The sequence below is a fragment of the Citreicoccus inhibens genome (assembly GCF_019039035.1).
Taxonomy (GTDB): Bacteria; Myxococcota; Myxococcia; order Myxococcales; family Myxococcaceae; genus Citreicoccus; species Citreicoccus inhibens.
Genome location: NZ_JAHNZT010000002.1, coordinates 384,147 through 402,485 on the forward strand (window position 1 = coordinate 384,147; position 18,339 = coordinate 402,485).

Consider the following 18,339-nt stretch of genomic DNA (forward strand, 5'->3'; position numbering starts at 1 on the left):
GTAAAGAGCGCCCACCGGAAGTGTCAACGCGTTGGAGCGTCAGTGCTTCCCGGACTTCTTACTGACCAGGTGCGGCTTCTTGCGGGCCTCTCGCTTGGCCTTGCCCGGTCGCTCTCGGAACAGCAGTCGGATGGGGACCCGCAGGTCGAACGTCTTGCGGATCTGGTTGGTGATGTACCGCTTGTACATGTCAGGCACGCCCTCGGGCACATTGCACGTGAGGGCGAAGGTGGGCGGCGCGATGCCCACCTGGGCGATGTAGTACAGGCGCAAGGGCTTGCCGCGAACAATGGGGGCCGGGTTGTTGTCCACCATGTGTTCCAGCAACCGGTTGAGCTGGGGCGTGGGGGCCCGGAACCGGAACTGCTCGGCCATCTCCACCGCCAGGTCCACCACCTTCTCCACCTTGGAGCCCGTGAGGGCCGAGGTGAAGATGACCGGCGCGTAGCCCACGAACTTGAGCGCGAGCTTCAGGTCCTCGCGATAGGTGTCCTGCTTGCGCTGGTCCGTGGTCACCAGGTCCCACTTGTTCACCACGATGACGAGCGCCCGACCGCGGTCCGCCGTCAGGCCGGCCAGCTTGGCGTCCTGATCCACGGCGGGCTCGGTGGCATCCATCAGCAGCACGGCCACGTCGCTGCGCTCCAGCACCTTCATGGCCGCGACGACCGAGTACTGCTCCACGCGGTGGGCAATGGTCTTCTTGCGCCGGATGCCCGCGGTGTCCGTGAGGATGAGCTTCTTTTCCTTGTAGGTGATGGCCGAGTCGATGGGATCCCGCGTGGTGCCGGGCACGTCGCTGGCCACCACGCGCTTCTCCTTGAGGATCGCGTTGACCAGGGTGCTCTTGCCCACGTTGGGCCGTCCGATGATGGCCACGCGGATGGTGCCGTCGTCGGGCGGGGCCTCCGCGTCCTCGCCCTCTTCCTTGGGCGGCAGCTTCGCCACCACGGCGTCCATCAGGCTGGCGACGCCCAGGTTGTGCTCGGCGGAGATGGCCTGCACCTCGCCCAGTCCCACGCGGAAGAACTCGGCGGCCAGGGCCTGCATCTGCCCGGACTCGTTGTCGAGCTTGTTGGCGGCCACCACCACGGGCTTGCCGCTCTTGCGCAGGTAGGACGCCACCGCCTCGTCATCCGAGGTGAGGCCCACGCGCGCGTCGGCGACGAAGATGATGGCGTCGCACTCCTCCACGGCCAGCTGCGCCTGCTCGCGCACCTGCGACAGCAGCGTGTCCTTCTCTCCGGGGACGAACCCGCCCGTGTCGATGAGGGTGAAGGCGCGGTCCGCCCACTCGGCGTCGGCGTAGTGCCTGTCCCGCGTGACGCCGGGCAGGTCCTCCACGAGCGCGATGCGACGACCCGCCAGGCGGTTGAACAGGGTGCTCTTGCCCACGTTGGGGCGTCCCACGATGGCGACCAGCGGCTTCATGAATTCTCTTTCGCCTGCGACAGCTTCACTCGTAACCCAGCTTCTTGAGACCCTCGGGGCGCTCGCTCCACCGAGGCTCCACCCGCACGCGCAGATCCAGATAGACGTGCGCGCCCAACAGGCGCTGCACCGACTTGCGCGCGTCCGTGCCGATGACCTTCAGCATCTGGCCCTTCTTGCCGATGATGATGGCCTTCTGGCTGTCGCGCTCCACGTAGATGGACGCGGCGATGCGGATGAGCCCGCCCAGTTGCCCGGGGGGCGTGCCCGGGCGCGGCTCGCGCTCGGACTCGTCGAACACGTCCACCATCACCGCCGTGGAGTACGGAATCTCCTGGCGGCAGTGACGCAGCACCTGCTCGCGGATGTACTCGCTCACCAGCACGCGCTCCTGCTGGTCCGTGAGCATGTCCTCGTCGAAGAGCCGCTCGCCTTCGGGCAGGTGGCTCAGCACCGTCGCATAGAGGTGCTCCACGCCGTCGCCCTCGCGCGCGGACACCGGCACCACCTCCGCGAAGGGGAACTGGTGGCGGTACAGCTCAATGAGCGGCAGCAGCTGCTGCTTGGGGATGGAGTCGATCTTGTTGATGACGAGGAAGGTCGGCTTGCCGATCTTCTGGAGCCGCTCCAGGACGGCCCGGTTGCCCGGGCTCACATCCGGCGTCTCGCCCGCGGGGGGCTCGATGAGGAAGAGGACCAGGTCCACTTCCTCGGCCGCCGTGAGGGCGACCTCGACCATGTAGCGGTTCAGCTCGCCCTTCGCCTGGTGGATGCCGGGCGTGTCGAGGAAGGCCACCTGGCCCTCGGGCCGCGTCACCACGCCCAGGATGCGGTTGCGGGTGGTCTGCGGCTTGGGCGAGACGATGGCGATCTTCTCGCCCGTGAGCGCGTTGAGCAACGTGCTCTTGCCCACGTTGGGGCGACCAATGAGCGCGGCGAAGCCGGCGCGATGTTTCTGCTGGGGGGACATGCTTCCGGAGGTGATCTGAGGGCCCCCTCGCGAGGGCCCCGGGTTGCGACAAGGACGGCGCTGCTGTCTTGCGACAGGCCCTTACAGGCTTACGGCTGCGACGTCGAGATGGTCAGCGTGTTGATCTTCACGTCCTTCTTGGGACGGTCGTTGTGATCCTTGGGCAGTTCGTTCGCGATGCGGTCCACCACCTCGTAGCCCTGGACGACCTCACCGAAGATGGTGTGGCCGTTGTTCAGGTGCGGCGTGGGCACCACGGTGATGAAGAACTGGCTGCCGTTGGTGTTGGGGCCCCGGTTCGCCATGGCGAGCAGGCCCTTCTTGTCGAAGCGGCGGCCGCTCTGGAACTCGTCCTCGAAGTTGTAGCCCGGGCCACCCGTGCCCCGGCCGAGCGGATCGCCGCCCTGAATCATGAAGTTGCCAATGCAGCGGTGGAAGATCGTCCCGTTATACAGGGACTTGCCCGTCTCCTGGGCGTTCGTGGCCGGGTTCTTCCAGGTCTTCTCGCCCGTGGCCAGGCCCACGAAGTTCTCCACCGTCTTGGGCGCGTCCTTGCTGAACAGCTTCACCACCACCTTGCCCTCGGTGGTGTCGAAGGTGGCGAACAGCTCCTTGCCCGCGCGGGCCTCTTCCATCATTCCCATGGTGTCGTCCTCGTGGTCTCGGGGCGCGTGGCCCCGGGGTTGTCATCGGTTCTCGGCGCGCTCGCCCTGCCCTACGGCTTGGCGCCCGCCTGCGGCTTGCTCGCCGCGGGGGCCTTGGGGGCGCTCACGCCCTTGGGGCCCTTGTCGCTCAGCACCACCTGGGAGATGACCACCGGCGTCTGGGGGCGGTCCCGCCCGTCGCGCTTCACGTGGGCAATCTTCTCCGCCACGTCGTAGCCCTGGACGACCTCTCCGAAGATGGTGTGCCGCCCGGACAGGTAGTCCGGCGTGGAGACGGTGATGAAGAACTGGCTGCCGTTGGAGTTGGGGCCCGCGTTGGCCATGGCCAGGAGGCCCTTCTTGTCGAAGCGGCGGCCGCTCTGGAACTCGTCCTCGAAGCGGTAGCCCGGGTCGCCCATTCCAGTGCCGGTGGGGTCACCGCCCTGAATCATGAAGTCGGGGATGACGCGGTGGAACACGGTGCCGTCATAGAGGGGCTTCTTGGACATGGCGCCGGACTTCGGGTCCCGCCACTCCTTCTCGCCCGAGGCCAGACCCACGAAGTTGGCCACTGTCTTGGGCGCGTCCTTCGAGAACAGCCGGACGATGAGGGTGCCCTCGCTCGTCTTGAGGGTGGCGAACAGCTCCTGGCCCGCCTGCGCCTTCTGGGTCCACTTGCCCGCGGCAGACGGGGCTCCAGCCAGCGCCACGGTGGCGACCAGCGCGACGGCGACTCCCAGGATGCGGTGCATGCGAGACAATCCCCTTGGCAAACGGCGGGGGACCCTATTCGCAACCCCCGCCCCCTCCAAGGGGTTTCACGCCGGGCTGTCACCTCGTGGGACTTCCAGGGAGGCCTCCAGCCCCCCGGGCGGAGGGGGTGGGAGCACGGGCGAGTCCGCCGTGACCTTCAGCCGCTCCAAGGTGGCGCGCGCCGCGGACTGCTCCGCCTCCTTCTTGCTGCGCCCGGTCGCCCGCGCGTAGATGACCTCGGCGATGGTGACCTCGACCTCGAACAGCTTGGAGTGTTCGGGGCCGGACTCGGACACCACCCGGTAGCGCGGCGAGGCCTTCAGCCGCTCGTGCGCCAGCTCCTGGAGCAGCGTCTTGTAGTCCAGCCGCCCGGCTCCGGAGGACACCTCGTCCAGCATCTCCGCGAAGTACCGGTCCACCAGCGACACCGCCGGCTCCAGGCCCGCGCTCAGGTACACGGCCCCGAACACGGCCTCCAGCGCGTCCGCCAGGAGTGAGTTCTTGTCCCGCCCGCCCGAGAGCGCCTCGCCTCGGCCCAGCAGGAGCAGGTCTCCCAGTGGAATGGAGCGCGCCACCCGAGCCAGCCCCTCCTCGTGGACGATGCGGGCGCGCATCTTGGTCAGCTCGCCCTCGGGCACCCCGGGGCAGCGCTCCATCAGCCGGTGGCTCACGGCCAGGTTCACCACCGTGTCCCCGAGGAACTCCAGGCGCTGATTGTCCTTGAGGTTCAGCTCGCGGTTCTCGTTGACGTACGTCTTGTGGGTGATGGCCTCCAGCCCCAGCTCGCGGCGCGCGAACGTCACGCCCAGGCGCGCCTCGAGGGCCTGGACTCGCTCGGCCGGGGGCATCTTGTCCTTCTCCAAGGCCTTCACTCCTGGGACCCGCGCTGGAACAGACTGCGACTCACCGTGGCTCACTCCTGTGGCGTGTCGGGGCCCACCAGGCTCACCGACTCCGCGGGGACGTTCAGCAGGCTCGCGACCATGCGGACCACGCCGGGAAAGTCATCCAACTCGAAACGCCCGGCCCAGACCTTTCCCTGCGTTCCCGCCAGCAGGCCCCGGAAGGTCCGGCCGGCCACCCGGGCGGCGGCGAACCGATAGGCCCGTCCGTCAACCTGCAACTGGGCGAGCAGCTCCAAGCCGCTGCGCGGGGGGACCAGAGCCTCCAGGCCGAACTTCTCCACGACCTCGGAGAAGCGCACCAGCCCGGCGGTGGTGCGCGCGGGCCGGGGGCGCTCGTGCGGCTCTCCGAAGAGGGCGGCCAGGTAGCCGGTGAGGGCCTCGCGCTCACGGAACTCGGACAGCTCCAGCATGTGTCCGGCGGCCGTGGGCAGCTCCTCCCCTGCGCGGCGGGCGCGGACGACGCGGAAGTTGCCCAGGCGGTCCGACACCAGGTGGACGGACAGCCCCCCCTCCTCCACGTTCGTCGCCAGCTCCAAGGTCTCCGGGTCCACCTCCGGGACGAAGCCCAGGACCTGGAGCTCCGAGGAGCGGCGCTGCACGTGGAAGATGTGCTCGTTGAAGGCATCGGCCAGGAGCGCCTCGATGTCCTGCACCTCGGCCACCGCCCCCACGAGGATGGGCGCCAGTCCCACCACCGCCGAGGGGGCGATGGGGATGAGCCGGTCGCCCATCACCTGGAACGTCACCTCGGGGATGAAGGCCTTGGTGATGGGGTTCACCAGCGGCGCGGACTCCAGGTCGAGACGCGCCTCGACGCCGGCCGCATCCTCATGAACCTTCAACCCGAGCTGTTCCAGCCGCGTGGTGTCCATCAGGCCCCTTTGAAGAGCTCTTTGGCGATGATGCTGCGCTGAATCTCGCTGGTGCCCTCGCCAATCTCACACAGCTTGGCATCCCGGAGGTAGCGCTCCACGGGGAACTCGCGCGTGTAGCCGTAGCCGCCGTGAATCTGGACCGCCTTGCCGCACGCCCGGGTGGCCACCTCCGAGGCGAACAGCTTCGCCATGGAGGCCTCCTTCGAGTACGGCTGGCCCGCGTCCGCCAGCCGCGCCGCGCGGTGGACCAGGAGGCGCGCCGCCTCCAGCTCCGTCTTCATGTCCGCCATCATCCAGCGCAGCCCCTGGAACTCGCCGATGGCCTGCCCGAAGGCGGTGCGCTCGCGCGAGTACCGGACGGACTCCTCCAGCGCGCCCCGGGCGAGGCCCACCGCCAGCGCGCCGATGGTGATGCGGCCGCGGTCGAGGATCTTCAGCGTGTCGATGAAGCCGTGGTTCAGCTCGCCCACGCGGGCCGAGTCCGGCACCTCCACGTTCTCCAGGATGAGCTCGGCGGTGTCCGAGGACCGCATGCCCAGCTTGCCGTGGATGGCGCGCTGGCTGAACCCCGGCAGGCCCTTCTCCAGGACGAAGGCCGTGATGCCCTTCTGGCGCTTCTCCGGCGCGGTCACCGCCAGGACGACGAACACGTCACCCACGGTGCCCTGGGTGATGAACATCTTGCTCCCGTTGAGCACCCAGCCGTTGCCCTTGCGCACCGCCGTGGTGCGCATGCCGGCCGCGTCCGAGCCCGAGCCCGGCTCGGTCAGGCCCCAGGCGCCCAGCCACTCGCCGGACGCCAGCTTGGGCAGGTAGCGCGCGCGCTGCGCGTCGCTGCCGAACACGCGCACGTGGCTCGTCCCCAGGCCGTTGTGGCTGGCCACCGTGAGGGCCAGCGAGCCGTCGAACCGGGCGATCTCCTCCACCGCCACGGCCACCGCCAGCGCGTCCATGCCCGCGCCGCCCAGGTCCTCCGAGACGAGGATGCCCATGACGCCGAGCTGCCCCAGCTCGCGCACGACCTCCATGGGGAACTTCTCGTCCTTGTCCCACTCGCGGGCGTAGGGCTTCACGCGGCGTTCGCAGAAGTCACGGAGGGAGGACTGGAGGGCGCGGTGGCTTTCGGGAAGATCGAATTCCATGGTCGGGCTGGATGTATAGCAGAGGGGGTCGCCGTGAGCGGCGGCTGTTGCCGGGCTCAAGTGGGGCTACTCAGACAGGATAGACGCCGTGCTTCTTCTCTGCGCGGGGCGCGTGTCGCTGGGAGTACAGCTCGTAGCGCCGGAGGAGCTGGTCGCGGAGCTGCTGGCCCGGGACGATCTCATCGATGACCAGCTCGCTGGCCAGCTTGTAGATGTCCACGTCCGCCCGGTACTCGTCCCGCAGCTTCTGGACGTAGGCGGGCCGCTCGGCCTCCGGCAGCTCCTGGATCTTGTTGAAGTAGACCGCGTTGACGGCGGCCTCGGGGCCCATGACGGCGATCATCGCCTGGGGCAGCGCCAGGGTGGCGTCCGGCGCGAAGCCCGGGCCGCTCATGGCGTACAGGCCGGCGCCGTAGGCCTTGCGCACCACCACGCAGATGCGCGGCACGCTGGCCTCGGACACCGCGGAGATCATCTTCGCGCCCGCGCGGATGATGCCGGCGCGCTCCACCTTGGTGCCGATCATGAACCCGGGCACGTCCGCCAGGTACAGGAGCGGGATGTTGAACGCGTCGCAGAGCCAGATGAAGCGGGCGGCCTTGTCCGCGCTGTCCACGAACAGCACCCCGCCCTTGTACTTGGGCTGGTTGGCCACGATGCCCACCGGGCGCCCGCCAATGCGCGCCAGTCCGGTGATGATCTCCTGGGCGAAGAGCTTCTTCACCTCGAACCAGCTCCCCTCGTCGATGAGCTCGCCGATGAGGGCGTGCATGTCGAAGGGCTTGTTCTGATCCGCGGGGATGATCTCGTCCACCGTCTTGCCGCTCGCCTTGGGCGCCTTGAGCTCGGCGCGGGGCGGCGTCTGGCTGAAGTTCTCCGGGAAGTACCCGAGGTACTGCTTGGCGGCGGCGATGGCCTCCTCCTCGGTCTTCACCAGCACGTCGCCGCAGCCGGAGACGGAGCAGTGCATCTTCGCGCCGCCCATCTCCTCCAGGGTGACCTTCTCGCCAATCACCATCTCCGCCATGCGCGGGCTTCCCAGGTACATGGAGGCGTTGCCGTCCACCATGATGACCAGGTCGCAGAACGCGGGGATGTACGCGCCACCCGCGGCGGACGGCCCGAAGAGCAGGCAGATCTGCGGCACGAAGCCGGACATGTGCACTTCGTTGTAGAAGATGCGGCCCGCGCCGCGCCGGCCGGGGAACATCTCCACCTGGTCCGTGATGCGAGCGCCCGCCGAGTCCACCAGGTACAGCAGCGGACAGCGCAGCGAGCGCGCGGTCTCCTGGATGCGGAGGATCTTCTCCACCGTGCGCGCGCCCCAGCTCCCGGCCTTCACCGTCGAGTCGTTCGCCATGATGGCGACGGTGCGGCCGGCCACGCGGCCCACGCCGATGATGACGCCGTCCGAGGGCAGCTCGGGATCCACGTTGTTGGCGAGCTTGGCGTCCTCGACGAACGAGCCCGCGTCCACGAGCAGGCGGATGCGCTCGCGAGCGAAGAGCTTGCCCGCCTCCTTGTTCTTCGCGTGGTACTTCTCGGCTCCGCCCTTCTCTACCTGGGCAATCTTCTCGAGCAGCTTCACGTCGTTGGCCATGGCCCCGGCGACATAGCAAAAAGGTCCCCGGCTGGCTCCCTTCTCGCCAGTTCGTTTCCTCGCCGGCCGTCCAGCCCACGACGCACCGCGCCTCCCTTGGGGCGCTGGGGATGTCGGGTCGAGCCCCCCTGCCTAGCTTCATGTCGCACGGGGGATTCGCGCGCAGGCCGCCCCCGGCAACCCTCGCGTCCGGGAGGAACGACCATGTTCGAAACGAAGAAAGCCAAGTGGATGGCCAAGGGGATCGCCAGGAGCGACCTGTATCGCCGCTACCTCGCCCACAAGCTGCTCAACCAGTTCCCCCGCTACGCGAAGGCCAAGTGGGATGACTTCGATCCGGATGATGCGCTGCATCATGTCGGACTGACCACCTACCGGCCGGGGCGGTCGGGGCTGGGCGGCCTGGGGCTCTTCGTGCTCGGGGCGGCCCTGGGCAGCGTGGTGGGGCTGATGATGGCGCCGCGGCCCGGCACCGAGCTGCGCAACACCGTCAAGGACAAGGCGATGGGCTATCTCAACAAGCAGGGCGTGACGCTCGGCTCGGAGAAGACCGCCAGCGCCTGAAGCCCCCCGCGGGCGAGGCGGGGGCCCGGAGTCATGCGCTCCAGGCCCCGCGTGCCTCAGCGCCCCTGGTAGACGGGGGCGCGCTTCTCGGCGAAGGCGCGCAGGCCCTCGAGGCGATCCTCGGTCTTGAGGACCTCTTCGTACTTGCGCAGCTCCAGCGCGAGCGCGTCGCCGAGTTCCAGGCCGAGGCCCTCGTCGATGGCGTGCTTGGCGGTGGAGACGGCGATGGGGGCGTTGACCACCACGGCCTCGGCGAGTTGGAAGGCCACCTCCAACAGGTGGCCCTCGGGCGCGAGCCGATTCACCAGGCCGATGCTGAAGGCCTCGGCGGCGTTGAGGCGCCGGGCGGTGAGGATGAGGTCCTTGGCGCGGCCCGGGCCAATCAGCCGTGTGAGCCGCTGGGTGCCGCCACCACCGGGGATGATGCCCAGCTTCACCTCGGTGAGCCCCAGCTCCGCGGCGGGGGCCGCCACGCGCAGGTCGCACGCGAGGGCCAGCTCGGTGCCGCCCCCCAGGGCCGCGCCGTTGAGGGCGGCGATGAAGACGCAGTCACTCTGCTCCACCGCGCGCAGCGTGACGCGCAGGCCGTCGAGGAAGGCGCGGACATCGTCCTCGCTCATGCCGGCGCGCTCCTTGAGGTCCGCGCCCGCGCAGAAGGCCTTGTCGCCAGCGCCCGTGACGATGACGGCCCGCACCTGGCGGCCCGTGGACACGCGCGTCACCATCTCACCCAGTTCGCGGAGCATGGCGCGGCTGACGGCGTTGCGACGGCTCTCCCCGTCGATGGTCCAGATCTCGATGGCCCCCCGGGCGTCGACCTTGAATTCCGGCATGGTTGCTTCCCTTTCGGGCCCCGCAGCGGCCCACCGTGGCGGGCCGCAGACTGCGGCGGGTTCCCCAGTCTGGCAAGGCGGAAACGGTTAGGATTTCCCCATGCGTCCGCGTCCCTCCACCTCGATCCGCCTCCTTCGTCGGGCCCTCTGCTCGCCCGGCCTGCTCTCCCTGGTGGCGCTGGCCGTGCCCCTGCTCGCATGGGCCCGCGGCGGGGGCGGCGAGCACTACACGCGCCCCAGCCAGAGCGACGACCACGAGGGCGGCGGTGGAGGTGGCGGGCTCCCCATCTACCTGCTGGTCCGGCTCGTTCAGCTCGTCTTCATGTATCCGAAGGTGATGATCCCGCTCATCGTCATTGGCGGCGCCTTCTATTGGCTCTATCAGCGCAACCTGCACCCCACCGCCACCACGCGCCGCGCGCTGGAGCAGCGTGAGGCCGAGGTCCGAACGCAGGTGTCCCAGCGCGACGTGCAGGGCTGGGTCAACGCGCTCAAGCTGAAGGACCCAGACTTCGAGCCCGAGGCACTGCTCGGCAAGGTGCGCTGGCTCTTCATGGAGCTGCAGCAGTCCTGGTTCCGCCGGGACATGACGCCGGTGCGGCCGTTCCTGTCGGACGCGACGTGGCAGCGCTTCAACGTGCAGCTCCAGCTCATGAACTCCCAAGGGGTGCGGGACGCCATCACCGACATCGAGGTCCTCGGCCTCCAGCTCATCGGGCTGCACCAGAGCGAGTGGTACGACAGCGTCCTCGTGCGCGTGCACGCGCGCATGCGCGACACGGACGTTCCCGCCAGCTACAGCGAGGCGCAGGCCGAGGCCGCCGCGCGGCGCGCCCCCTTGGAGCCCTTCACCGAGGTCTGGACCTTCGTGCGCAAGCCCGGGGCGAAGACGCGCATCGGCGAGGACCTGTACCAGGGCAAGTGCCCCAACTGCGGCGCGCCCTACCAGGGGGGCGCGAGCAACCGCTGCGAGTTCTGCCAGGCGGTGGTGAACTCCGGAAACTACGACTGGACGCTCGCGGAGATCACCCAGGGCGTGGAGCACGTGCGCTACCACACCACGGTGGACGGGCTGCGAGAGGCGCGGCAGGCGGATCCCGCGCTCAACCTGGAGATGCTGGAGGACCGCGCCTCGCTCCTGTTCTGGAAGTGGATCGACGCCCAGAGCCGGGGCGACGCGCGCCGGTTGGGCAAGGTGGCCCAGCCCGAGGCCGTCACGAAGCTGGGCGGAGAGCTGGACGCGCTCGCGAAGCAGGGCCGGCGGCGCGTGTTCCTGGAGTGCGCGGTGGGCGCGGTGGACGTGCGCGCGCTGGAGGTGAACGCCGGCGACTTCGATCGCGCCCAGGTGGAGATCCGCTGGAGCGCGCGCATGGGCGTGGGGCCGGTGAACGAGGCCCCGCCGCAGTTGCCCACCGTGCCGCAGCGCTGGATCTTCACGCTCGCGCGCCGGCACGGTGCGACGACGAACACCGCCAACGGCATGTCCACGGACCGCTGCCCCCAGTGCAACGCGCCGCTCACCGACAGCGCCGCGACGACCTGCGAGTTCTGCGGCGCCGAGCTGGGCACGGGCGCCCGGGACTGGGTGCTCGCGTCCGCCCTGCCCTTCGAGGCGTGGAATGCCCGCGCGGGCGGCGGCTACCGGGACATGGAACGCTCGCAGCGCCCGATTCCCCGTCCCGGCGGCGCGGCGGTGTCGCCCAGCGTGGGGGCTCGCGCGGTGACGGATGTGCGGGAGCGCGAGCGCCTGCTCTACATGATGGCGGCGATCGCGGCCGCGGACGGCGAAGTGAGCCCCGCCGAGCGGCGAATGCTGAAGCTGTGCTCGGAGCGCTGGGGCGTGGCGTGGGCCAACGTGGAGATGGCCCTGGGCGCCGGTCCGCAGCTCTTCGAGCGCCTCCTGCCCCGAGGCAGCCCCGAGGCCGAGGTCTTCCTGCGGCACATCGTGGACATCGCGCTCGTCGACGGCCGCATCGACCGGAAGGAGCGGCGCATGCTGGAGACGGCCGCCGCGCACCTCGGGTTGGAGGCGGAGCTCACGCAGATGCTGGACGGGCACTGAGCGCCCGGCGCGGGCTTCAGGTCTGGGCGCGGCGGGAGGCCTTCTTCTCCCGCTCTCCCAGCGCCGCCTGCAGGTACTTGCCCGCGAGCTTGCGGCCGATCAGCTCCTGGGCGATCTCCCCGGCCTCCACCAGCTTGTCCAGGTCGATGCCCGTCTCCACGCCCATGCCGTGGAGCATGAAGACCGCGTCCTCGGTGGCCAGGTTGCCCGCCGCGCCCGGCGCATACGGGCAGCCGCCCAAACCGCCGATGCTCGCATCGAACGTCGTCACGCCCGCGGACAAGCCCACCAGGGTGTTGGCGAGCGCGGTGCCGCGCGTGTCGTGCAGGTGGAGCGCCAGCTTCTCCACGGGGATGTGGCGCAGCAGCGCCTCCAGGATTTCGCCCGTCTGGCGCGGCGTGCCCACGCCAATCGTGTCCCCCAGGCTGAGCTGGTAGATGCCGGCGTCCGCGAGCTGGCGGCAGATGTCCACCACGCGCTCGACGGGGACGTGGCCCTCGTAGGGGCAGCCCCAGACGGTGGAGAGGTAGCCGCGCACGCGCAGGCCCGCCTTGAGGGCCGCCGCCGTCACCTCGCGCGCGCCCGCCAGGGCTTCGGCGATGGTCTTGTTGATGTTCTTCTTCGAGTGGGCCTCGGACGCGGAGATGAACACCGCGGCCTCCTGGAGGCCCGCCTCCTTCGCGCGCTCCAGGCCCTTGAGGTTGGGCACCAGCGCGGAGAACACCACGCCCTCGCGCCGCCCCACGAGCTTCATCAGCTCCTCGGCGTCCGCGAGCTGCGGAATCCACTTGGGCGACACGAACGACGTCACCTCGATGCGCTTCTCGCCCGAGGCGACGAGCGCGTCGATCAACCGGGCCTTGTCGCGCGTGGGCAGCGTCCGCAGCTCGTTCTGGAGGCCGTCGCGCGGGCCCACTTCGTACACATCCACCCGGCGAGGCAGCTGCCCCAGCAGCGCCACGGGACTCCGGGGACGTTCGTTCGGCGCCATCTCAGCCATGTCGAAGCACTGCTCCCACGATGAGCTCGGTCGATTCGGGGGTCGGTGGCTCGCCCTCCAGCCCGCCGTGCACCCACGCCGTCGAAAACCCCGTGCTTTCCAACAGTTGCGTCAGTTCCGCAAGGGGATAGTAGCGGATGGTGTAGGACGCGGACAGCACGCGTCCCTCCGCGAGGGTCAAGGTGCGGCGCCCCACATCACGGCCACGCACCGCGTCGAAGTGGCTCTCCTCTTCCAGGACACTCCCATCCGGTAACCGCCGGGTGAACGCCGCGCTTGGCGAAGCCGCCAGTCGCTCGGCGGGGACGGTCTGGAAGACCAGCGTGCCGCCGGGCCGGAGCACCCGGGCCACCTCTCGCAAGAGCCGCACGTGCGCCTCGTCCGAGAACGCGAACAGTGTCGAGTACCACGCATAGGCGCCCCCCAACGACGCGGCGCGAAACGGCAGGGCGAGCAGGTCCCCGCGCACGGCGGGGAAGCCGCGCCGGCGCATGGCCAGGGACAGCGGATCCAACTCCAGGCCCAGCACGCGTCCCGCCAGGGGCCCCGAGGCGTTCAGCCGCGCCGCGTGGCGGCCGTGCCCGCAGCCCAGGTCCACCACCGGCCCGGGCACCGACGCGAACGCGGACGCGAGGTAGTCCGCCTCGCGCGCGGTGACGGGCTCGGAGAGGAAGGGCAACGTGCTGCGCAGGTACAGCTCGCCGAAGAACCCCACCGCGCGCGGCTCAGCGAGCGGGGGCGAGCCGTGCGCGCAGGCGCTTCGAGGCCTCGTCGAGCACCGCGTCCGTCTTGCAGAAGGCGAAGCGCGCCATGCCCTGCCCCAGGTGGCGGTGCTCCGGGCTGTAGAAGACGCTGGGCGGAATGGCCGCCACCCCCACCTCCGTGACGAGGTGCCGGCAGAAGGCCACGTCGTCCGCGAAGCCGTGGCGCGCGATGTCCGCGAGGATGAAGTAGCTGCCCTCGGGCGTGTGCACGGGGAGCCCCGCTTCACGCAGGCCCGCGAGCAGCCGCTCACGCTTCCCCAGATAGAGGCGCGCCAGGTCCTCGAAGTACGAGTCCGGGAGTCGCAGCGCGGTGGCCACGGCGGCCTGCAACGGCGACGCCGTGGCGAACGTGACGAACTGGTGGGCCCGCTGCACGGCGTCCCGCAGGGGCGGCGGCGCAATCACCCACCCCACCTTCCAGCCGGTGAGGCTGAAGGACTTGCCCGCGCTGCTCACCGTGACGGTGCGATCCGCGAAGACGGGCAGCGTCGCGGGACGCAGGTGCCTGGCCGGCGCGAAGACGAGGTGCTCATACACCTCATCGGAGAGCACCCACGCCCCATGCTCCGCGCACAGCCCGCCGAGGAATTCCAGCTCCTCGCGCGTGAAGACCTTGCCCGTGGGATTGTGGGGCGTGTTGAGGATGAGCAGGCGTGTGCGCGGACCGAACGCGGCGCGGACCTCGTCTCGATCGAACCACCACGTGGCGTGCGCCGCGTCCGGCGGGCGCAGCGGGACGTAGCGCGAGGTGGCCCCCAGGAACGCGACGTTCGCGTCATACGAGTCGTAGAACGGCTCGAAGGCCACCACCTCGTCGCCGGGGTTCACCAGGCCCAGGAGCACATCAAGGATCGCCTCGGTGGCCCCGCTGGTGACGGTGACCATGGTGTCGGGGTCCACCGTCTGACCATGGAAGCGCAGCGCGTGCTCGGCAATGGCCTGCCGCAGGTCCTTCGCGCCCACGCCCATGGCGTACTGATTGATGCCGTCGCGGATGGCGCGCTGAGCGGCTTCCTTCACCGCCTCGGGGCCATCGAAGTCGGGGAACCCCTGCCCCAGGTTGACGGCGCCGTGCTTGGCGGCGAGCGCGCTGAACTCGGAGAAGACGGTGGTGCCGAAGCGAGAGACGCGCTCTGCGAACACGGGCCTGGGCATGGCGGACGGGTCCTCCGGTGGGCCGGAGGACCGGCCATTCAGGGGCGCACGATAGCGTCCACCGGGACGGAACGCGCGGCTTCCTCGCTCGCACGCTGCCGGACGGCCCGAGACAGCACGAGGGCCAGGCTCGTCACCAGCACCACGAGCGGCACCGCGCACAGCAGATCCGTGGCGTAGTGGAACCGCCCCGCCAGCGTCGCGATGATGAGCCCGATGCCCGGCGCCAACATCACCCAGAACAGCCCGCGGTAGAACCGGAACGCGTAGAAGAGCACCAGCAGCGTCGCCCCGGTGTGCCCGGAAGGAAAACAGTCCCGGGTGAAGAGCGGCGTGCGCATCATCGACTCGAGCAGCGGCGTGAGCGGCCCGCCGTGCAGCCCCGGACCGTCGAACGCGCCGATGAGGAAGTAGCGCGGGCCCACCGCGGGCACCAGCGAGTAGGCCGCGTAGTTGAGGCTGAAGAGCAGGCCCAGGCCCAGGAGGTACTCGTCAAAGGCCGCCGTGGCGCCCCGCCCCCGGTAGTAGAGCAGGATGCCCAGCAACAGCGGCCACATGAAGTGGCCGTAGTAGCAGAGCATCAGTACGTCGGTGAGCAGCGGAGGCACCCGGTGGGCCAGCTCCACCGCGGCCTGGAGGCCGAAGAGGCGCTGATCCGTGGCCATGAGCTGCGCGTCCTTCACGAGCGGGTTGGCCCAGTCCACCACCGGCCCCAGCCACCCATGCACCATGGCGGACACGGGCAGCAGCCAGAAGTCCGCCGCGACGCTCAGTAGCCGCTGCCGCGGAAAGCGCGCCTCCAGGGTGCGGAGCACCAGGGGCCCGAGCGCCATCATCCCGAACAGGCAGCCGTTGCGCGTGGCGTGATAGCCCCAGCGCGCCGGCCCCACGAGCACCAGGGCGGCCAGCGAGCAGGCGACGATGATGACGATGTCGACGCCGCGGAAGCGGACCACCGGCTGGCGCGCATCCGCGAGGGTTCGGCCGCGCTCTCGGGTGAAGGACCAGGAACTCACGCCGACTTTCGCTCCCCCGGCGGCCCGGCCGACACGTCGCCAGCCACGCCGAGATCCAGGTTCCGAACGCCCACCTTGTCGCCCTGATGCCGCCCCTTCCATCGCTCCAGCAGCGCCAGCATGGCGGGGAAGAACACTGTCGTCCCCATAAAGGTGCACACGACCCCCAGGAGCGCAATCTGTCCAATGCTGCGCAGTCCCTGATGGTTCGCGATGAGCAGCGCGCCGTAACCCGCCGCGTTGGAGATGGTCGCCACCACGGCGGCGAGGCCCGTGTGCCGGACCACCTTGCCGAGCGAGCCAGGGCCCTCCTCCTCGTACCGGTGGAACAGGTGCACCGAGTTGTCCACCGCGATGGCCAACAGGTTGGGCAGCACCACCGCGTTGATGAAGTTGAGCTGCACGTCGAACAGGTACATGCCGCCCGCCAGACACGTCATGCCCAGGAAGAGCGGGCCGGCCACGAGCAGCGCGCGCTTGAGGCTGCGCAGGCTGGCGAAGATGACCAGGAACACGACCACCGCGGCGGACCAGAGGATGAACGGGCCATCACCGCGCACGAGCGAGAAGATGCGCGCCGCGATGCGGTTGCTGTCCAGCACCGCCAGGTTGATGCCCTGCGCCTTGGCGCCATCGACCACTTCGTCGATCTGCGCCGCCCACCGCTGCAGGTCCTGGGTGTCGTAGTTGGACACGGACGGGAACAACAGGAGGAACATGCCCTTGCCGTCCAGCGCTTCGAAGCGCCGGCGCGCCTCCACCGGCACCTGCTCCAGCGCGTAGGGCTTGGCCTCCACCAGCTCCCGGAACTGCTTCACCTTCGCGTCGGCCTGGACCTCGGAGGGCAGGCTGTCGAGGATGGCCTTGATCTTCCCGATCTCCGCCTGGCGGTGCTCCAGGTCATAGGGAACCAGGTCGCTCAGGGACGCGGTGCGCAGGAAGACGGAGTCCTTCCCGTTCTTCACCTTCACCCGCGCGATGATGTCCTCCACCTGGTGGACCTGCTCCAGGTTGTCCACGTAGAGGATGGCCGGGTTGAGCGGCGAGCCGATCTGCTCGGTGATGTGGTCGTCCAGGCGAGAGGCCGGCGAGTCACCCTTGAGGTTGCGCAGGTTCGTCTCGAAGCCCAGGCGCGGCGCGATGACGACCGAGTAGGCCGCGAACCCCACCACCATGAGCGCGATGCCCGCGATGAGCCAGGTGGGCCAGCGCCGCCACTCCTTCTCGGGGGCGGCAGGAGCGGCCGGCGCGGCGCCGGGAGCGGGCGCCTCGTCGCGGCGGAACGGCCGGATGCGCTCGGCGATGGTGAGCAGCGACGGGCCAATGGCGTAGGCCGCGAGCACCGCCAGCATCACGCCCAACCCGGCCAGGAGGCCGAACTGCTTGAACGCGTGGAACTGCGCCAGCAGGAGCACCAGGAACGCCGCCGCGTTGGTGAGCGCCGAGGTGAGCGCGCCGCTGAACGTGCCACGCACCGTCGCCGCGAGCGACTCGCGCACGCCGTGCTCCTGCCGCTCCTCCCAGTAACGCATCGACAGGTGGACGCCGTACTCGATTCCCAGGCCGATGAGGATGGCCACGAGGAAGCCCGTGACGATGTTCAGATGCCCGATGGCGACCTGCGCGAAGGCGAACGTGAAGACGAGTCCCACCATGACGGGCAGGCCCACCACGAACAGCGCCGAGATGCGCCGGGTGGCCAGGAGGATGAGGGCCACCGCGATGAGGCCGGACAGCAGGCCCGCGTTGGACAGGTCGCGGCGCATCACCGCGTCCTCCTCGATGCGGTTCTGGAAGTTGCCCGTGGCCTCCAGCGTGACGCCCGGGTAGCTCGCCGCCGCCAGCTCCCGCCCCGTGCCCAGGGCCTTGTCCACGAAGCGCCGCGCGAAGTCGAGGTCGCCCGCCGTCCCCGACGGCTTGATCATCAAATACACTTCCGAGCCGTCCGCGTTCGTCAGGAACTCCCGCATCGGCGTCTCGGGCGTGTGTTTCTTCGCGATCTCCTCGAAGGAGGGCGGCTTGGGCAGGGCGCCCAGGTCGATGTAGAGCGGGTTGAACTGCTGCCGCTCGTAGTGCACCCGGGCTTCAATGTCGCTGCGCAGCGCCGCCAGCTTCTCGGCCGGCAGGAGCAGCAGGCCGTGCTTGCGGAAGAACTCCACGTCGAAGTGGTACTCGACGTAGCGGACCTCCGGGAGCGCCTCCAGCCGCGACTTCAGCTCCCCGGCATAGGCGCGCAGCTTCTCGGGGGTGGTCCCCTTCGCCATGACGACGAGGTACCCGTCACCCCCCGCCTTCTCTGACACGCGTGTCAGATCTCGCACCTCGCGAGCCCCTTCGGGAAGAAGCTCCACGAAGGACCCGCGAAACTCCAGCCTCGACGCGAGCAGCCCGCAAACGGCCGTCACCAGGGCGAAGACCACCAGCACCTGCCAGGGGCGCGCCATGGCTCCCTGGATGAACCCATCGAACCACCGCTGCCGCCAAGACTTGGACACCGTCCACTCCTCGAAATTGGCCGGCACAAGCAAATCCCCAGCCACCTGTACCGGCACCCCCCAACAGCGGGAGAAGTGGAAGCCTTCCGGGGGCTTGCGCGACCCCAGACATGTGCCCCCATGTAAGCCC

At 69.6% G+C, this 18,339-nt stretch carries 16 protein-coding genes; 2 read left to right on the forward strand and 14 right to left on the reverse strand.

Translation table 11 applies throughout. The features are described from left to right. Positions 1 to 39: 39 nt before the first annotated feature. The 8 genes from der to KRR26_RS04080 all read right to left on the reverse strand — a co-directional run bounded on the left by der (position 40) and on the right by KRR26_RS04080 (position 8,320). Positions 40 to 1,431 carry a ribosome biogenesis GTPase Der gene (der, locus tag KRR26_RS04045; protein WP_120209441.1) on the reverse strand — a complete coding sequence of 464 codons (1,392 nt, stop codon included), beginning with the start codon at positions 1,429 to 1,431 and terminating at the stop codon, positions 40 to 42. 25 nt (positions 1,432 to 1,456) lie between these two features. After that, a complete protein-coding gene (gene era, locus KRR26_RS04050) occupies positions 1,457 to 2,401 on the reverse strand; it encodes a GTPase Era (protein ID WP_217079161.1) in 945 nt (314 codons plus the stop codon). Positions 2,402 to 2,490: 89 nt separating this feature from the next. Then, the gene (locus KRR26_RS04055) at positions 2,491 to 3,045 is read right to left on the reverse strand and encodes a peptidylprolyl isomerase (RefSeq protein ID WP_120209443.1); all 555 of its coding nucleotides are present in this window, start codon (positions 3,043 to 3,045) and stop codon (positions 2,491 to 2,493) included. A 71-nt stretch (positions 3,046 to 3,116) separates the two neighbouring features. After that, positions 3,117 to 3,797, reverse strand: coding sequence for a peptidylprolyl isomerase (locus KRR26_RS04060; protein WP_120209444.1), 681 nt, complete (start codon positions 3,795 to 3,797; stop codon positions 3,117 to 3,119). A gap of 66 nt (positions 3,798 to 3,863) precedes the next feature. Next, entirely contained in the window at positions 3,864 to 4,646 is a 783-nt protein-coding gene (gene rnc, locus KRR26_RS04065; RefSeq protein WP_120209560.1) for a ribonuclease III, read from the reverse strand. Positions 4,647 to 4,711: 65 nt separating this feature from the next. Then, complete coding sequence (locus KRR26_RS04070; RefSeq protein WP_199723904.1) at positions 4,712 to 5,575, reverse strand: hypothetical protein; 864 nt, start codon at positions 5,573 to 5,575, stop codon at positions 4,712 to 4,714. Then, a complete protein-coding gene (locus KRR26_RS04075; RefSeq protein ID WP_217079162.1) occupies positions 5,575 to 6,720 on the reverse strand; it encodes an acyl-CoA dehydrogenase family protein in 1,146 nt (381 codons plus the stop codon). Before KRR26_RS04075 ends, KRR26_RS04070 begins: the two co-directional genes overlap by 1 nt. A 70-nt stretch (positions 6,721 to 6,790) precedes the next feature. Continuing rightward, on the reverse strand, positions 6,791 to 8,320 hold the full coding sequence (locus KRR26_RS04080) for an acyl-CoA carboxylase subunit beta (protein ID WP_120209447.1): 1,530 nt from the start codon (positions 8,318 to 8,320) through the stop codon (positions 6,791 to 6,793). A gap of 204 nt (positions 8,321 to 8,524) precedes the next feature. Here KRR26_RS04080 and KRR26_RS04085 point away from each other — a divergent pair, with 204 nt between their 5' ends. Next, entirely contained in the window at positions 8,525 to 8,884 is a 360-nt protein-coding gene (locus tag KRR26_RS04085; protein ID WP_120209448.1) for a YtxH domain-containing protein, read from the forward strand. A 56-nt stretch (positions 8,885 to 8,940) separates the two neighbouring features. Here KRR26_RS04085 and KRR26_RS04090 read toward each other — a convergent pair whose 3' ends face one another. Further along, positions 8,941 to 9,717: an enoyl-CoA hydratase-related protein gene (locus KRR26_RS04090; RefSeq protein ID WP_217079163.1), complete on the reverse strand. Its 777-nt coding sequence runs from the start codon at positions 9,715 to 9,717 to the stop codon at positions 8,941 to 8,943. Between the two features lie 100 nt (positions 9,718 to 9,817). Between KRR26_RS04090 and KRR26_RS04095 the strand changes: the two genes are divergently transcribed. Further along, entirely contained in the window at positions 9,818 to 11,779 is a 1,962-nt protein-coding gene (locus KRR26_RS04095; protein WP_217079164.1) for a TIM44-like domain-containing protein, read from the forward strand. A gap of 16 nt (positions 11,780 to 11,795) precedes the next feature. Here KRR26_RS04095 and KRR26_RS04100 read toward each other — a convergent pair whose 3' ends face one another. The 5 genes from KRR26_RS04100 to KRR26_RS04120 are packed head-to-tail and all read right to left on the reverse strand — an operon-like array spanning position 11,796 to position 18,209. After that, positions 11,796 to 12,779, reverse strand: a complete 984-nt coding sequence (locus tag KRR26_RS04100; protein ID WP_407931707.1) for a hydroxymethylglutaryl-CoA lyase — start codon at positions 12,777 to 12,779, stop codon at positions 11,796 to 11,798. Continuing rightward, complete coding sequence (locus tag KRR26_RS04105; protein WP_120209452.1) at positions 12,772 to 13,494, reverse strand: class I SAM-dependent methyltransferase; 723 nt, start codon at positions 13,492 to 13,494, stop codon at positions 12,772 to 12,774. The genes KRR26_RS04100 and KRR26_RS04105 overlap by 8 nt, the downstream gene beginning before the upstream one ends. 10 nt (positions 13,495 to 13,504) lie before the next feature. Next, the gene (locus KRR26_RS04110; RefSeq protein WP_217079165.1) at positions 13,505 to 14,698 is read right to left on the reverse strand and encodes an aminotransferase class I/II-fold pyridoxal phosphate-dependent enzyme; all 1,194 of its coding nucleotides are present in this window, start codon (positions 14,696 to 14,698) and stop codon (positions 13,505 to 13,507) included. A gap of 38 nt (positions 14,699 to 14,736) precedes the next feature. After that, positions 14,737 to 15,714: a phosphatase PAP2 family protein gene (locus tag KRR26_RS04115; RefSeq protein ID WP_233577384.1), complete on the reverse strand. Its 978-nt coding sequence runs from the start codon at positions 15,712 to 15,714 to the stop codon at positions 14,737 to 14,739. Next, positions 15,711 to 18,209 (reverse strand): efflux RND transporter permease subunit, encoded by a 2,499-nt coding sequence (locus KRR26_RS04120; RefSeq protein WP_328707053.1) that lies wholly within the window; start codon positions 18,207 to 18,209, stop codon positions 15,711 to 15,713. The genes KRR26_RS04115 and KRR26_RS04120 overlap by 4 nt, the downstream gene beginning before the upstream one ends. Positions 18,210 to 18,339: the final 130 nt, after the last annotated feature.

Bases quoted from the DNA above. Each gene is read 5' to 3' on its own strand.
- KRR26_RS04075 (WP_217079162.1), bottom strand. From the start codon at position 6,720: ATGGAATTCGATCTTCCCGAAAGCCACCGCGCCCTCCAGTCCTCCCTC.
- der (WP_120209441.1), bottom strand. From the start codon at position 1,431: ATGAAGCCGCTGGTCGCCATCGTGGGACGCCCCAACGTGGGCAAGAGC.
- KRR26_RS04100 (WP_407931707.1), bottom strand. From the start codon at position 12,779: ATGGCTGAGATGGCGCCGAACGAACGTCCCCGGAGTCCCGTGGCGCTG.
- era (WP_217079161.1), bottom strand. From the start codon at position 2,401: ATGTCCCCCCAGCAGAAACATCGCGCCGGCTTCGCCGCGCTCATTGGT.
- KRR26_RS04090 (WP_217079163.1), bottom strand. From the start codon at position 9,717: ATGCCGGAATTCAAGGTCGACGCCCGGGGGGCCATCGAGATCTGGACC.
- KRR26_RS04085 (WP_120209448.1), top strand. From the start codon at position 8,525: ATGTTCGAAACGAAGAAAGCCAAGTGGATGGCCAAGGGGATCGCCAGG.
- KRR26_RS04110 (WP_217079165.1), bottom strand. From the start codon at position 14,698: ATGCCCAGGCCCGTGTTCGCAGAGCGCGTCTCTCGCTTCGGCACCACC.
- rnc (WP_120209560.1), bottom strand. From the start codon at position 4,646: ATGCCCCCGGCCGAGCGAGTCCAGGCCCTCGAGGCGCGCCTGGGCGTG.
- KRR26_RS04095 (WP_217079164.1), top strand. From the start codon at position 9,818: ATGCGTCCGCGTCCCTCCACCTCGATCCGCCTCCTTCGTCGGGCCCTC.
- KRR26_RS04080 (WP_120209447.1), bottom strand. From the start codon at position 8,320: ATGGCCAACGACGTGAAGCTGCTCGAGAAGATTGCCCAGGTAGAGAAG.
- KRR26_RS04055 (WP_120209443.1), bottom strand. From the start codon at position 3,045: ATGGGAATGATGGAAGAGGCCCGCGCGGGCAAGGAGCTGTTCGCCACC.
- KRR26_RS04070 (WP_199723904.1), bottom strand. From the start codon at position 5,575: ATGGACACCACGCGGCTGGAACAGCTCGGGTTGAAGGTTCATGAGGAT.
- KRR26_RS04060 (WP_120209444.1), bottom strand. From the start codon at position 3,797: ATGCACCGCATCCTGGGAGTCGCCGTCGCGCTGGTCGCCACCGTGGCG.